Here is a 14403-nt window from a genome sequence, read left to right as displayed (position 1 = left end):
TGAATCGCCCCCGCTTTCCTAGACACCGCAAGAGCCTCACACTAGGCCCTACAAGGAGGTGTCATGAGCAAACCGCGTTTCCCCGAAGAGTTCAAGATTGAAGCCGTCAAGCAGGTGACCGAACGAGGCTACCCCGTTTCCGAGGTAGCCAGTCGTCTCGGCGTATCCACCCACAGCCTGTATCAATGGCTGAAACGCTACGACCCCAAACGAACCCAACCTGCCGCCGCAACGGACCAACAAGCTGAAATCCGTCGTCTTAAAGCAGAACTGAAACGGGTAACGGAGGAGCGCGACATCCTAAAAAAGGCCGCCGCATACTTTGCCAAGGAGTCCGGGTAAGGTATGCCTTCATCCGGGCTCACGCGCAGCAGTTTCCTATCCGGCGATTGTGTCGGGTCATGTCGGTGCATCCCAGTGGCTACTACGCCTGGATCTCCGCTCCACACTCCAACCGGGCGCAAGAAGACCAGCGCCTGCTCGGGCCTATCAAACAGGCCTGGCTGGAGAGCGGCGGTGTCTATGGCTACCGCAAGGTGTATGACGACCTACGCGCTCAGGGAGAGCGCTGCGGCAAACATCGCGTGGCGCGGCTGATGAGGCAGGAGGGTCTGCGTTCGCAAACCGGCTACTGCCGACGGCCTGGGCATTACCGTGGCCGCCCGGCGGTGGTGGCGCCGAATCACTTGCAACGCCGGTTCACGGTGGATGCGCCGAATACAGCCTGGGTGACCGACATCACGTATATCCGCACGCATGAGGGATGGCTGTATCTGGCGGTGGTGCTTGATCTGTTCTCGCGGCAGGTCATTGGCTGGTCGATGCAGTCACGTATCGACAGAGAGTTGGTGCTGAATGCCTTGTTGATGGCGGTATGGCGGCGCCAGCCGAAACAAGAAGTGTTGGTGCATTCTGATCAGGGAAGTCAGTTCAGTAGTTACGACTGGCGAGACTTCCTGAAGGCGCATCGCCTGGTGCCTAGCATGAGCCGGCGCGGCAACTGCCACGACAATGCCGTGGCGGAGAGTTTCTTCCAGTTGCTGAAACGGGAGCGAGTCAAACGAAAAACCTACCACAACCGGGAAGAAGCCGGGCGAGACATCTTCGATTACATCGAGATGTTCTACAACCCGAAGCGCCGACATGGTTCCGCGAATGGGCTATCGCCGGTAGAGTATGAGAAGCCATATTTCCAATGGCTCACAAGTGTCTAGAGAAGCCGGGGCGATTCATCTTAATTCTGGCAAGCCTATATAACTGCGATTTCAGATTGATACTAGATCATCAACTCCCCGCCCCCGCCGAAAAAACAGAAATTTTATTCAGACGCTTTGGTAATAACTTCTCCACAGAAGATCGACGAACCATTCAGGAGTTCTTATATCAATGCCAGAATGAAGAATGGATGCAAAACTCTTTAAACAAGGAAAGATTTAAATTTCAGCACTCACCAACAGGTAAGCTGCATAAAGAGCATGGAGAAAATGCCGCAATAGCACTACGTAATTTATTGCGATATACAGCAAATGAAGTCAACCTGAATGTCTATGATGATTTCAGAAAAATTGGCATTCATATATTCAGATGGAAGCTCACCAACCCTGAAATATCTGGACTATACATCCGAGACAAAACTGCAGGGCACTGTGCACTAATAAACTACAACGAGGATACTTATAGACAAAGATTCTCCACTGCCCACGAAGTGGCACATGCAATCTTCGACTCGGCTTCTGAGTTCACAGTCACCTTTAACTACAACAGTAAAAAATACTCCCAAAGCGATCTACAAGAGATAAGGGCCAATGCGTTTGCATCGAACTACTTGATGCCAAAATCAATACTAAAACAGCTAAAAATATCTGACAAAGACAGCATTATACATTGGTCAAACCAACTTAATGTCAGCACACCCGCCTTAGCCAAAGCACTAAAAGATGCCAGACTCGTCAGCGAAGAGCAAGCAAAAATAATAAGAAGTACAAGAATTAGTAAATCTGAAAAAATAGATCCAGAAGCACCAAACTACTTAACTGACAAACAGAAACAAAGAAGACTAGACCTCCTTGAAAGAGGACTATCTGATTACTATGTAACTCTTTGCTTTGAAGCACATGACAAGGCCTTAATTAGCACCGGACGCCTCGCAGAGATTCTTAGAGTTGACATTCTTGAACTTGATGAAATTTGCTCTATTTTTGGAAGAACCATCAGCCATGACATTTAACCCAAGACTGTTCAATTCAATGGTTGTAACTGACACCTGCAGTATTTGGAACATATTGTCTGCACAAAAACTTTACAAGGCATCATTCGGAACAAGCTTGATGTTCCTAACCACACCAATGGTTATTTTTGAATGCCTAAAGAAACCAAGAAAATCTACATCCCCAGAAAATGAAGAACTAATAAGGCGCTTACTAGAAGTGAGAAAACAGGGGAAATTTTCTATGCAGCAGTGTGAACTATCGGAGCTACTAGAAATTGCAAAATCTGCGCCACTTCAGCTAAATAGTGGTGAGTTATCGTGCTTAGCAATGGCCTCCAAAATAAAATCCATCGCATTCATGACTGATGAGAAGCGCGCCCGAAGATTTGCAGAAACGCGCTTGGGTCTATATGTGGAAACCACAGCAAAATTATATGGCTGGCTTCACTACCACCGCCACCTTACCGATGCAGACCATCAAGAATTAATTGCAGAGCATGAGAGATATGAAAAGCGTCCCCTGACAGTTCACCTTAATAATGCATACAGAACTGCCCATGAGTGCCGCCTCAAGGACCGTGAAACGAAGCAATAACACGCGCCCCCTGCGCGCGCCATCGAAGCCCCGCCTCGCCCCCACGCTTCATGTGCCGCTAATCATGCACCTGCATGAACCCGCGTCAGGCCCGTACCGTATGGCCTGGCGCACTGCTTTTCCCCTGCCAATATTCATGCGCTTTCATGCACTCTATGCATGCAGCCGCTGTTTTCGCTAACTGACGTTTCAGCCCTTCCCTTTCTCTTCCCGCCTAAATCTTCCGCCGAGTGTGTCCTGTGCCGTCCGTATTGGTCCGACACAGTCCCGTTATTCAGAAGTTGCCCCGCCAATTTCCATTTCTTGCCCTGTCGTCAATAGCCCAATCCGTGTTTTTCCGGCTTTTCAAGTTTTGTTGTTGTGTGGCGATTCCACACAACAAGCCCGCCAAACTCGATTTGAAATTTCTGAAATACTGCATTCGCTGATCGGCGTATCCGATTGCATCCACCGCTATTCAGATCAAACGATAAGGACAAATCCAATGACCGCTATTGCCCCTTCGCTCACCGCCCAGCCGCTGGTCGATAAAAACGTGGCGAGCTGTGTGAGCAACAAAAAACCGCATGCCTCTCGACATGCGGTTTTTCAATGCCTGCACGGCAGCCTCAGCGCCATGCGCCCCAGAACAGCCATAGCACGATGGGACCGCCCAGCAGCAGCCATTTGAGCAGGTAATAGGTGAAGCGGCTCTGCGCCTTGATCTTCTTACCGAACAGGCGCACTTGCTGGATGTAGCGGAAGGCGCGGTTGAGGCCGCCGGTGCGGTCGCCTTCCTGATTGGGGGAATTGGCCGCGCCCACCAGCACGCGGCTGATGATGCGGTTGATCCAGCGCGCCGGGGCGAACCACATGGGGCGTTCGATATCGCAGAACAGGATGATGCGGTTCTGGTCCGTGGTGTTCTCGGCGTAGTGCAGATAGGTTTCGTCGAAGATCACCGCCTCGCCGTCGCGCCAGCTGTATTTCTGCCCGTCCACGTCGATATAGCAGCCGTCGTCATTGGGGGTGATCAGGCCCAGGTGATAGCGCACGGAGCCGGCAAACGGGTCGCGGTGGCGCACCAGGCGGCTGCCGGGCGGCAAGGCGGTGAACATGGCGGCCTTGATATTGGGGAACTGCTTCAGCAGCTGGGTGGTGTACGGGCACAGCGCCTGAGCCGAGGCGTGATCCTGGCCATACCACTTGAGGTAGAAGCGTTTCCAGCCGGTTTTGAAGAAGGAGTTGAAGCCCAGGTCGTCGTATTTGTCCGAGGCTTTGATATTGCCTTGGTCGTACAGCGCGGCCGCTTCCTCGCGGATTTTTTCCCAGTTGGCCGTCAGCGCCTGCAGCTCCGGGAAGCGCTCAACCGGCAGATAGGGCTTGGGCGGCACTTTGGAGAACAGGTACATGAAGCAGTTGATCGGCGCCATGATGGTGGAGTGGTCGCTCAACTGGCGCCAGAAGCCCAGCCGCACCCGGCCGCGCAGGTGCACGTAGGCAGTGGACAGAATGAAAATGGCGACAATGGTCAACTTGAAATAAGGCATCCGCTCTCCTTGAACTTGCATCAAGGCGATGCCGTCGCGGCGGCATCGCCTCAGGATGCCAGACTATAAACCCTGACCCCGCTTGCGGCCAAGCCTGCGGCTGATCACAAGAACAGGGTTTTCGCCTCGTAATGATCCCGCAGGAAACGGAACAAGCGGTAGCCCTGGCGGTTTTCGATAGCCGCCTCGCGCGTGCCCTTGATCCACTGGAAGCAGGTGGCCGGGCACACTTCCAGCACGCGGCCATCGCGCACGATGCGATGATCGCCGTGAACATGGCCGCAGATCGCCAATCTGGCGCGCTCGGCTTGCGCCAGCATGGCCCACAGCCGCCCGCCGTCCATCAGCATGCAGTCGTCCAGCAGCGGCGTGCCTACCGCCAGCGGATGATGGTGCAGCACCACGGCCGCCGGACCATCGTCCACTCGCGCCAGCCTGCTCCGCAACGCGGCCAGCCCGGCGTCGTCGATGCGGCCTTCGTCGTGCCCCGCCACGCAGCAATCGACGCCGAGAAAAGTCCAGCCGCCCAGCCTGAGCGTATCCAGCGGATGCATGAAGTCGTACTCGGCGAACACGCGGGCGGTCGTAGCCGGCTTATCGTGATTGCCGGCGATCCAGTGCACCGGCAGCCCCAAGCCGGCCAGCGCCTCGGCGCACAGCCGGTACGACGCCTCGGACTCGTCCTGCGAGATGTCGCCGGTCAGGAACACCGCATCGGCATGCTGCTCCTGCACCGACGCCAGCACCTTGCGCAGCGCCGCGTAGGTATCCACGCCCATCAACCTGCCCTGCGGGCTGGCAAACAGGTGGATATCGGTCAGTTGCGCGATTTTCATGGCGGCCTCCTTGCCATGCCAAATGCTTCGATTATGCCCATCTTGGCCGGCACGCACAAAAAAGCCCCGGCGGCGGGTGCCGTCGGGGCTGGCGCATGGACCGGAAGCCTATCAGAACAGCTGGTCTTTGACGTTCTCCACCGCGTCCTGCGCGGCCGGCTTGCTGCCGTCGTCCACCGGCGCGCTGGCGTCGACGTCGCCGCCCGGCACGGAGCCGCTATTGTCGATGCGCAGTTCCGGATTGGTCTTCTGGAATTCTTCGTAGTAATACTCGTCGCCGCCGCGCTGGCCGGCGCCCGGCTTCACCACGATGCCCTGCGGCACCGGCAGCTCCACTTCCGGCTGGCCCTTGAGCGCATTGCCCATGTAGTTGATCCAGATGGGCAGCGCGGCGGTGCCGCCGTAGCCGTAGCGGCCCAGCGAGCGCGGCTGGTCGAAGCCCACCCAGGTGGCCGCCACCAGATTGGGATTGAAGCCGACGAACCAGGCGTCCTTCCAATCCGAGGTGGTGCCGGTTTTGCCGCCTAGATCGCTGCGGCCCAGGCTCATCGCGCGGAAGCCGGTGCCGTAGCGCACCACGTCGCCCATCATCGAGCGCATGATGAAGGCGTTGCGCGGATCGATCGCCTGCTGCGCGTTCTGGCCGGCCACGGTGGGCACGGTCTTGGCCAGCACGCGGCCGGACTGGTCTTCGATGCGGTCGATGAAGTAGGCCTTGGTGCGATAGCCGCCGTTGGCGAACACGGAATACCCCTCCGCCATCTGCAGCGGCGTCACCGAGCCGGCGCCCAGCGCCATCGGCAGATAAGCCGGATGCTGCTTGGGCGAGAAACCGAAGCGCTGGATGTACTGCTGAGCGTAATCCGTGCCGATGGCCATCAACACGCGCACCGACACCAGGTTCTTGGAGCGAGTCAGACCTTGGCGAAGTGTGATCAAGCCGGAGAATTTGCCATCATCGTTCTTCGGCTCCCACATCTGGCCGTTGACGCCGGGCACCGACAGCGGCGCGTCGTTGATCATGGTGGACGGCGTGATGCCGCGTTCGATGCCGGCCGAGTAGATGAACGGCTTGAACGAGGAGCCGGGCTGACGCCAGGCCTGGGTCACGTGATTGAAGCTGCGGCGGTTGAAATCGAAGCCGCCCACCAGCGACTTGATGGCGCCGGTGCGGGTATCCAGCGACACGAAGGCGCCTTCCACTTCCGGCATCTGCACGATTTCCCAGTAACCCTTGGGATTCGCCTGGACGCGGATCACCGCGCCGCGGCGGATCTGCTGCTGCGCGGAAGCCTTGGCGCTCAGGCCGCGACGGGCGAAATCCAGCCCCGCGCCCTTGATCACCGCGGTCTTGCCGCCGCGCATATAGGCCTGCACCTCGCTCGGGCTGGCCGATAGCACGATGGCTGGCAGCATGTCGCCGCTGTCGCGCAGATCGCCCATCGCCTCGTCCAGCGCTTCGGTCAGGTCCTCGCCGCTGCCGGAAGGCAGGTCCAGATAGCTTTCCGGGCCACGGTAGCCGGTCTTGCGGTCGTAATCGGTCAGGCCGGCGCGCAGCGCGTCATACGCCCACTGCTGGTGGCGGCTGTCGATGGTGGTGTACACCTTGAAGCCTTCGGTGTACGCGGCTTCCTTGTACCGCTCGTACATGGCCTGGCGTACCATTTCCGCAACATACTGGCCGGGCTGGCTGGTATCGGCAGCCTGGCTGGCCAGCTTCAGCGGCTCGTTCAGCGCCTGCTGGTACTGGTCTTCGGTGATGAAGTTGAGCTCGCGCATGCGGCGCAGCACGTATTGCTGGCGCAGCTTGGCGCGGTCGGGGTTGACCACCGGGTTGTAGGCTGACGGCGCCTTGGGCAGGCCGGCCAGCATCGCCATCTGGGCGATGCTGAGCTCATTCAGCGACTTGCCGTAATAAGCCTGAGCGGCCGCGCCGAAACCATAGGCGCGCTGGCCCAGATAGATCTGGTTGAAATACAGCTCCAGAATCTGGTCCTTGCTCAGCGTGTGCTCGATCTTGAACGCCAGCAGCGCTTCGTTGAACTTGCGGGTGAAGGTCTTCTCGCTGGACAGGAAGAAGTTGCGCGCCACCTGCATGGTGATGGTGCTGGCGCCGGATCGCGTATGGCCGGACACGATATTGCCGACCGCCGCGCGCAGGATGCCTAGGTAATCGATGCCGCTGTGCTGGTAGAATCGTTCATCTTCCGCGGCCAGCACGGCCTGCTTCATCAGCTGCGGAACTTCGTGGATGCGGGAAAACGACCGCCGCTCTTCGCCGAATTCGCCCAGCAGCTGGCTGTCGGCGGAATACACGCGTAGCGGGATTTTCGGACGGTAATCCGTGATTACATCAAGGCTTTGCAAGCGGGGGTAGGTTATGATGACGGCAATTGCTGCGGCGCCCGCCAGCAATACCACACCGCCTAGAAAAACACCCGCCATGATTGCAAGAAATCGTCTGAGCATATATACGATGGGCTTTCATTGGAAAGCGGATTATAACGTCTTGTGAATGCCAACAAGACAAACAATGGCGGCAACAGTTCGAAATTCTGTTGCAGAGAAGCGGATTGAGGCGAAGATGTTATTCGAAAAACTGAAGCTCGAGCTGCCCTGGCTCGAACAGCTGGGACTGGGAAAAGCCCACAATTCGCCGCGGCTTGGGCTGGATATCAGCAACACGGCCATCAAGCTGGTGGAGCTGTCGCGCAACGGCAGAAACTGCCAGGTGGAGCGGTACGTGATCGAACCGCTGCCCAAGGAAGCCGTCAACGACGGCAATCTGGTGGAAATCGAAGGCATCGCCGAAACCATACGCCGCGCCTGGAAACGGCTGGACAGCCCGGTTCGCAACGTGGCCATCGCCATCCCCACGCCGATGGCCATCTACAAAAAGATCCTGGTGCCGGTGAGCCAGATCGATGACATGGACGAGATCATCGAGAACGAGGCCCACCAGATCATCCCGTTCCCGCTGGAAGAAGTGAATCTGGACCACCAGGTGCTGGGGCCGTCGCCATCCAGCATCGACGACATGGAAGTCCTGCTGTGCGCGGCGCGCAAAGAGAAAGTGGAAGAGCGCGTCGCGGTGGTGGAAATGGCGGGCCTGCGGCCGCAGGTGGTGGATGTGGAATCGTTTGCGATGATGACCGCGTTCGAGCAGATCCAGCAGCAATTGCCGGACCACGGCATGAACCAGACCTTCGCCCTGTTCGATATCGGCGCCACGCGCATCCACTGCAACATCATCCGCAACGGGCAGCAAATCTATTATCGCGAGCAGATGTTCGGCGGCCATCAACTGACGCGCGACATCCAGCGCCGCTACAACATCAGCTTCGAGGAGGCCGAGGCCAGCAAGCGCAGCATGGCGCTGCCGGACGGCTATGAATCGGAGCTGATGCACCCGTTCATCGACTCGCTGGCGCAGGAAATCCAGCGCGCGCTGCAGTTCTTCTACACCACGGTCAGCGTGTCGCAATATCTGCGCGTGGACTACATTCTGCTGGCCGGCGGCTGCAGCATGCTGCCCGGCCTGGACGACGCCGTGGCCGGCCGCACCCAGATCAGCACCATGATCGCCAACCCTTTCACCACCATGGTACAGTCCGGCTCCATCCGACTGAAGGAATTGCTGATGGACGCACCGTCGCTGCTGATCGCCAGCGGCCTGGCGCTCAGGAGGTTCGACTGAATGATACGGATCAACCTCCTCCCCCACCGCGAACAGAAAAAAGCGGCGCATCGCCTGCGTTTCCAGTTGCTGACCGGCGCGACCATCGCCGCCGCGGTCTTGCTGCTGGGCGTGGCCTATCTGGTGCTGGAGCATATTCAGGCGGACCAGCAGCGGCGCAACCAGTTTCTGCAAGCCGAAATCGGCAAGCTGGACCGGCAGATCAAGGACATCGGCAAGCTGAAGAAACAGCGTGACGACCTGCTGGCGCGCAAGCAGCTGGTGGAACGGCTGCAGGAAGGCCGCAACGGCGCGGTGCACCTGTTCGACCAACTGGTGCGGCAAACGCCGGACGGCATCTATCTGCGCTCCTTCAAGCAAACCGGCAACCAAGTGACGCTGACCGGACTCGCCCAGTCCGGCGCGCGGGTGTCCAACTTCATGCGCCAGCTGGGCCAGTCGGAAACCTTCGAATCGCCAGTGCTGGTTGAGGTCACCGCCACCATCGCCAACAACCAGCGGGCCAACGCCTTCACCCTGAACGCCACGCTGCGCCAAGCGCCGCCGGATACGCAGTTGAAAAATGCCAATCCCTCCGGAGCCAAGCCATGACGCTGGACGAACTACGCGCCCTCGACCCCAAGGACATGCCCAACTGGCCGCTGCAGGCGCAAGGCTTGGCGCTGGCCGTGATGCTGCTGATGCTGCTGGGCCTGGGCTACTTCTTCGTGCTGGGCGAGCAGTTGGATCAATTGCAACAGGCCAAGCAACAGGAAGAACAGCTGAAGCAGACCTTCATCGACAAAAAACGGCAGGCGGTCAACCTGGACGCGCTGGAACAGCAGCTGAAGGAAATCGACGCCTCCTTCGGCGCGCTGCTGAAGCAATTGCCCACCAAGTCGGACATGGACACGCTGCTGACGGAGATCAACCAGGCCGGCATCGGCCGCGGGCTGCAGTTCGATCTGTTCAAACCCGGCACCGAAATCCGCTCCACGGAAATGGCCGAAGTGCCCATCACCATCCGTTTGACCGGCACTTACAACGACCTGGCCGCCTTCGTCAACGACGTGGCGCAGCTGTCGCGCATCGTCACCATCAGCGACATCAACCTCACCCCCGGCAACGGCAACCGGCTGACGATGGACGCCACGGCGCGCACCTATCGCGCGCTGGAGCCCGGCGAGCGCATGGGCGTGCCGGCAGCCCCGGCGGCCAAGTAAGGAGCCGCCGCGATGAAGAACCGATTCACCCTCCTCCTGCCCGCTCTGCTACTGTGCGGCTGCGGCAACGCCGGCAATGACGACCTTCAGGCCTGGGTCGTCTCCAGCAGCCAGGGCCTGCGCGGCCAGATCGAGCCGCTGCCTCAGGTACAGGCCTACAAACCGTTCAGTTACCAGGCTTTTGATCTGCTGGACCCGTTCAATCCGCAGAAACTGCAGGCCGGCAAGAGCCAGAATTCCGCCAATGCGCCGGACATGAAGCGACCGCGCGAGGCGCTGGAAAACTATGACATGGACAAGCTGGCGATGGTGGGGACCATACGCCAAGGCAGCAAAATCTATGCATTGATCCGCACGCCGGAAGGCACGGTCTACCGCATCCAGCCTGGCAATTATGTCGGCACCAATTACGGCAAAGTCACCGCTATCGACGATGCCGGCGTCAAGCTGGCCGAGACCGTTGAAGACCTAAATGGAGAATGGGTACAGCGCGAAAGCAACCTGTACCTGGAAGAACAAGGGCAGAATAAATGAATAAGCTATCCATCGCACTGCTGGGGGGACTGGCGATGAGTCTGGCGGCCGTGCACGCGCTGGCCAGGCCGGCCATCACCGCGATAGACACGGGAAAAATAGACGGCAACCTGCAAACGGTGCAGATCACCTTTGATGGTCCGGCGGTAAAGCCGAACAGCTTCTCCATGTCCAATCCGCCGCGCATCGCGCTGGACTTCGCCGATACCGCCGTCAAGCTGGCCAGCCCGGCCATCAATGTGGACGGCCCCTTGCTGAAATCCGCCGTCGCGGTGGAGGCCACCGGCCGCTCCCGTTTGATCCTGAATCTGGGCCGGCTCGCCGCCTACCGCAGCCAAATGCAGGGCAACAAGCTGCTGCTGACGCTGGATGGCTCGATGTCGCCGAACCAGGGCGCCACGCCAACCGAACAAACCTCGCCGCTCAATGCCGCGCAACAGGCCACGGAACAGCTGGCCGCCGCCGGCAAACCTGCGGCTCTGGATTTCCGCCGCGGCAAAAACGGCGAGGGCCGGGTCGAGCTGACCCTGCCCAACGCCAATACGCCGGTAGACATCCGCCGCGACGGCAAGAACCTGGCGGTGGACATCATCGGCGCGACGCTGCCGCGCCAGCAGGTCCGCCGGCTGGACGTCACCGACTTCGGCACCCCGGTGGCCAAAGTGGACGCCAACAACCTCGGCAACAACACCCGCATCCTGATCCAGCCGCAGGGCGACTGGGACTACTCGTCGTATCAGACCGACGGCAAGCTGGTGGTGGAGGTGCGTCGTCCGACTGCGGATCAAGTGGTCGCCGACGGCGGCAAGCAACTGTACAAGGGCGACAAGCTGTCGCTGAACTTCCAGAACATCGAAGTGCGCACCGTGCTGCAAGTGATCGCCGAATTCACCGGCCTCAACATCGTCACCAGCGACTCGGTGACCGGCAACATCACGCTGCGCCTGAAAGATGTGCCGTGGGATCAAGCGCTGGACCTGATCCTGCAGACCAAGGGCCTGGACCAGCGCCGCAATGGCAACATCATCCAGATCGCCCCGCGCGACGAGCTGCTGGCCCGCGACAAGCAACTGCAGGAAGCGCGCCAGCAGCTGGCCACGCTGGAGCCGCTGCGCTCCGAAACCTTCGTGCTGCGCTACCGCTCGGCCGACGACTTCAAGAAAGTGCTGGATGGAGACAATACCTCCGGCAAGAAGCAAAGCCTGCTGTCCGAGCGCGGCAGCGTGCTGATCGACTCAAAAACCAATACCCTGATCGTCAACGATATCGGCTCGGTCATCGACAAAATCCGCGACATCATCGGCAAGACCGACATCCCGGTGAAGCAGGTGCTGATCGAGGCGCGCATCGTCGAGGCCACCGACAACTGGGAACGCGACCTGGGCGTGCGGCTGGCCTATGAACGCATAGGCAGCGACGGCCTGATCAGCGGCAGCGGCCTGACCAATGCCATCACCAACGCCAATGGCCGCATCCCGCCGGTGCAGGGTGCCACCCAGACGCCCTACACCGTCACGCCCGGCGTCAATCTGCCGATCGCCAACCCGGCGGGTTCGCTGACAGCGCTGTACAGCGTCGGCAAGTCCGGCATCATCGGCCTGGAGCTGCAGGCGCTGCAGGCCGAGGACAAGGGCCGAGTGATCTCCAGCCCGCGCGTGATGACGGCGGACCGGCAAGAGGCCACCGTCGAGCAAGGCCAGGAAATCCCCTATCAGGAGTCCAGCTCCAGCGGAGCCACCTCCACTGCGTTCAAAAAGGCCGTGCTCAGCCTGAAAGTCATGCCCCAGATCACGCCGGACAACCGCGTGCTGATGGAAATCACCGTCAACAAGGACTCGGCCAACTTCCAGCAAACGGTCAACGGCACGCCATCGCTGAACACCGAAAAAATCGTCACCCAGGTGCTGGTCGACAACGGCGGCACCGTGGTAATCGGCGGCATCTACCAGCAGCAGCTGAACGACGTGGTCAACAAGGTGCCGCTGCTTGGCGACATCCCCTTCCTCGGCGCCTTGTTCCGCAACACGCAAAAGATAGACAAGCGTAGCGAACTGTTGATCTTCATCACGCCCAAGGTGATCAACGACTTGATCAACGCCAACAACTGAGACCGGCCAAACCGCCCCGCCGGCTACGAGACAGAGCCGGCGGCTATCGGCTACAATGCCTGCCATGGAGAAACTGGCAGGCAATTTTTTTCTGGTTGGCCTGATGGGCGCGGGCAAGACCACCGTCGGCCGCGCCTTGGCGCGCCGCACCGGCAAGACGTTCTACGACTCCGACCAGGAGATCGAAGCGCGCACCGGCGTGCGCGTGGCCACCATCTTCGACATCGAAGGCGAACAACGCTTCCGCAATCGCGAATCCTGCGTGATCCGCGATCTGGCCCAGCAACGCGACATTGTGCTGGCTACCGGCGGCGGCGCCGTGCTGCGCGAGGAAAACCGTCGGGTGCTGGCCTCCTATGGCACCGTGATCTACCTGCGCGCCACCATCGATGACCTGTTGTTGCGCACCCAGCACGACAAGAACCGCCCGCTGCTGCAGATCGCCGACCCGCGCGGCAAGCTGGAAAGCCTGTTCAACGAGCGCGATCCGCTGTACCGCGAGATTGCCGACATCGTGGTCGACACCACGCAACAAAACGTCAATCTGCTGGTCAGCCATCTGATCGAACAGCTGTACGTCTACCAACATCCCCGACAAGGAAGCTCAGAGTGATCACCCTCGACCTGATCCTGCCCGATACCCGATATCCGATACACATTGGCCACGGACTGCTGGAACAGGTCGATCTCTTGCTTCCTCATCTGCCCATTCCCAAAGCGGCCATCGTCAGCAACGAAACCGTCGCCCCGCGCTACCTCGACCGCCTGCAAGCGGCGCTGGAGGCGCGCGGCGTGAGCTGCCTGAGCGTGGTGCTGCCGGACGGCGAGGCGCATAAGGATTGGCGGACGCTTAACCGCATCTTCGACGCCTTGCTGTCCGGCAACGCCGAACGCAAGACCACGCTGATCGCCCTGGGCGGCGGCGTGATCGGCGACATGACCGGCTTTGCCGCCGCCTGCTACCAGCGCGGCGCGCCTTTCATCCAGATTCCCACCACCCTGCTGGCCCAGGTGGACTCGTCGGTCGGCGGCAAGACCGCGATCAACCATCCGCAGGGCAAGAACATGATAGGCGCCTTCTATCAGCCGCAGGCGGTGATCGCCGACATGGACCTGCTGGCCACGCTGCCAGACCGCGAGTTGTCGGCCGGCCTGGCCGAAGTCATCAAATACGGCCTGTTGGGCGACGCCGACTTCCTGGCCTGGCTGGAAACCAATATGCCGGTGCTGCGCGCCCGAGACGGGGCCGCGCTGCAATATGCAGTGAAGCGCAGCTGCGAGATGAAGGCCGCCATCGTCGGCGAGGATGAGAAAGAACACGGCGTGCGCGCGCTGCTGAACCTGGGCCATACCTTCGGCCACGCCATCGAGGCTGGACTGGGTTACGGCGCTTGGCTGCACGGCGAGGCCGTCGCCGCCGGCATGGTGCTGGCCGCCGCGGCCTCGGCCCAGCTGGGCTGGATCGCTCAGGAAGACGTAGAACGCGTGCGCCGGCTGGTGGCAGCGGCCGGCCTGCCTACACAAGCTCCCAAGATGCCGCTGGAGCAGTGGCTGCAGTTGATGGCGCACGACAAAAAAGTGGAGTCCGGCACCATACGCTTCATCTTATTGCGCAAACTGGGCCAGGCTGTGATACAACCGGGTCTGGATGCCTCATTGCTGGATCGCGTCCTGCGGGCAAACAGCTGATTTT

Annotated in this window: 13 protein-coding genes; 10 read left to right on the top strand and 3 right to left on the bottom strand. The window is 59.8% G+C overall.

Annotated elements, in window-relative coordinates; genetic code table 11:
• Window positions 1-63: 63 nt before the first annotated feature.
• The 3 genes from JHD59_RS05405 (at window position 64) to JHD59_RS05395 (ending at window position 2804) form a co-directional block, all read left to right on the top strand.
• A protein-coding gene (locus JHD59_RS05405) for an IS3 family transposase (RefSeq protein WP_199153437.1) occupies window positions 64-1214 on the top strand; the annotation gives its coding sequence in 2 pieces (ribosomal slippage) (window positions 64-301 and window positions 301-1214; 1152 coding nt in all).
• A complete protein-coding gene (locus tag JHD59_RS05400; RefSeq protein ID WP_233163909.1) occupies window positions 1196-2227 on the top strand; it encodes an ImmA/IrrE family metallo-endopeptidase in 1032 nt (343 codons plus the stop codon). Before JHD59_RS05405 ends, JHD59_RS05400 begins: the two co-directional genes overlap by 19 nt.
• On the top strand, window positions 2217-2804 hold the full coding sequence (locus JHD59_RS05395; protein ID WP_199153435.1) for a hypothetical protein: 588 nt from the start codon (window positions 2217-2219) through the stop codon (window positions 2802-2804). Before JHD59_RS05400 ends, JHD59_RS05395 begins: the two co-directional genes overlap by 11 nt.
• A 608-nt stretch (window positions 2805-3412) precedes the next feature.
• Here JHD59_RS05395 and lpxO read toward each other — a convergent pair.
• From lpxO to JHD59_RS05380, 3 genes are all read right to left on the bottom strand, one after another.
• Window positions 3413-4333, bottom strand: a complete 921-nt coding sequence (gene lpxO, locus JHD59_RS05390) for a lipid A hydroxylase LpxO (protein WP_199153434.1) — start codon at window positions 4331-4333, stop codon at window positions 3413-3415.
• A gap of 104 nt (window positions 4334-4437) precedes the next feature.
• Complete coding sequence (locus tag JHD59_RS05385) at window positions 4438-5169, bottom strand: metallophosphoesterase (protein WP_199153433.1); 732 nt, start codon at window positions 5167-5169, stop codon at window positions 4438-4440.
• Between the two features lie 111 nt (window positions 5170-5280).
• Window positions 5281-7485 carry a penicillin-binding protein 1A gene (locus JHD59_RS05380; protein ID WP_368671529.1) on the bottom strand — a complete coding sequence of 735 codons (2205 nt, stop codon included), beginning with the start codon at window positions 7483-7485 and terminating at the stop codon, window positions 5281-5283.
• A gap of 268 nt (window positions 7486-7753) precedes the next feature.
• Between JHD59_RS05380 and JHD59_RS05375 the strand changes: the two genes are divergently transcribed.
• Genes JHD59_RS05375 through aroB form a run of 7 tightly spaced genes read left to right on the top strand, consistent with a single transcriptional unit; the run spans window position 7754 to window position 14399 of the window.
• A complete protein-coding gene (locus JHD59_RS05375; RefSeq protein ID WP_103321163.1) occupies window positions 7754-8866 on the top strand; it encodes a pilus assembly protein PilM in 1113 nt (370 codons plus the stop codon).
• Window positions 8867-9457 (top strand): PilN domain-containing protein, encoded by a 591-nt coding sequence (locus JHD59_RS05370; protein ID WP_199153432.1) that lies wholly within the window; start codon window positions 8867-8869, stop codon window positions 9455-9457. It begins immediately after the preceding gene.
• Window positions 9454-10068 carry a type 4a pilus biogenesis protein PilO gene (locus tag JHD59_RS05365; RefSeq protein ID WP_199153431.1) on the top strand — a complete coding sequence of 205 codons (615 nt, stop codon included), beginning with the start codon at window positions 9454-9456 and terminating at the stop codon, window positions 10066-10068. Before JHD59_RS05370 ends, JHD59_RS05365 begins: the two co-directional genes overlap by 4 nt.
• Window positions 10069-10080: 12 nt before the next feature.
• Window positions 10081-10602: a pilus assembly protein PilP gene (locus JHD59_RS05360; RefSeq protein ID WP_199153430.1), complete on the top strand. Its 522-nt coding sequence runs from the start codon at window positions 10081-10083 to the stop codon at window positions 10600-10602.
• Window positions 10599-12710 carry a type IV pilus secretin PilQ gene (gene pilQ, locus JHD59_RS05355; protein ID WP_199153429.1) on the top strand — a complete coding sequence of 704 codons (2112 nt, stop codon included), beginning with the start codon at window positions 10599-10601 and terminating at the stop codon, window positions 12708-12710. Before JHD59_RS05360 ends, pilQ begins: the two co-directional genes overlap by 4 nt.
• A 55-nt stretch (window positions 12711-12765) precedes the next feature.
• Window positions 12766-13323 carry a shikimate kinase AroK gene (gene aroK / locus JHD59_RS05350; RefSeq protein WP_103321167.1) on the top strand — a complete coding sequence of 186 codons (558 nt, stop codon included), beginning with the start codon at window positions 12766-12768 and terminating at the stop codon, window positions 13321-13323.
• On the top strand, window positions 13320-14399 hold the full coding sequence (gene aroB, locus JHD59_RS05345; protein WP_199153428.1) for a 3-dehydroquinate synthase: 1080 nt from the start codon (window positions 13320-13322) through the stop codon (window positions 14397-14399). The genes aroK and aroB overlap by 4 nt, the downstream gene beginning before the upstream one ends.
• Window positions 14400-14403: the final 4 nt, after the last annotated feature.

Origin of the sequence: Chromobacterium sp. ASV23 (assembly GCF_016428945.1) — a bacterium.
GTDB classification, from domain to species: Bacteria; Pseudomonadota; Gammaproteobacteria; order Burkholderiales; family Chromobacteriaceae; genus Chromobacterium; species Chromobacterium sinusclupearum.
Note: the sequence above shows the minus strand (reverse complement) of the source record. Positions and strands in the feature narration are given on the sequence as shown.

What these genes read in the sequence shown, in the direction of transcription:
- JHD59_RS05360 (WP_199153430.1), top strand. Translation starts at nt 10,081, where the DNA reads ATGAAGAACCGATTCACCCTCCTCCTGCCCGCTCTGCTACTGTGCGGC.
- JHD59_RS05395 (WP_199153435.1), top strand. Translation starts at nt 2,217, where the DNA reads ATGACATTTAACCCAAGACTGTTCAATTCAATGGTTGTAACTGACACC.
- aroK (WP_103321167.1), top strand. Translation starts at nt 12,766, where the DNA reads ATGCCTGCCATGGAGAAACTGGCAGGCAATTTTTTTCTGGTTGGCCTG.
- JHD59_RS05365 (WP_199153431.1), top strand. Translation starts at nt 9,454, where the DNA reads ATGACGCTGGACGAACTACGCGCCCTCGACCCCAAGGACATGCCCAAC.
- pilQ (WP_199153429.1), top strand. Translation starts at nt 10,599, where the DNA reads ATGAATAAGCTATCCATCGCACTGCTGGGGGGACTGGCGATGAGTCTG.
- JHD59_RS05400 (WP_233163909.1), top strand. Translation starts at nt 1,196, where the DNA reads ATGGCTCACAAGTGTCTAGAGAAGCCGGGGCGATTCATCTTAATTCTG.
- JHD59_RS05385 (WP_199153433.1), bottom strand. Translation starts at nt 5,169, where the DNA reads ATGAAAATCGCGCAACTGACCGATATCCACCTGTTTGCCAGCCCGCAG.
- JHD59_RS05375 (WP_103321163.1), top strand. Translation starts at nt 7,754, where the DNA reads ATGTTATTCGAAAAACTGAAGCTCGAGCTGCCCTGGCTCGAACAGCTG.
- JHD59_RS05370 (WP_199153432.1), top strand. Translation starts at nt 8,867, where the DNA reads ATGATACGGATCAACCTCCTCCCCCACCGCGAACAGAAAAAAGCGGCG.
- lpxO (WP_199153434.1), bottom strand. Translation starts at nt 4,333, where the DNA reads ATGCCTTATTTCAAGTTGACCATTGTCGCCATTTTCATTCTGTCCACT.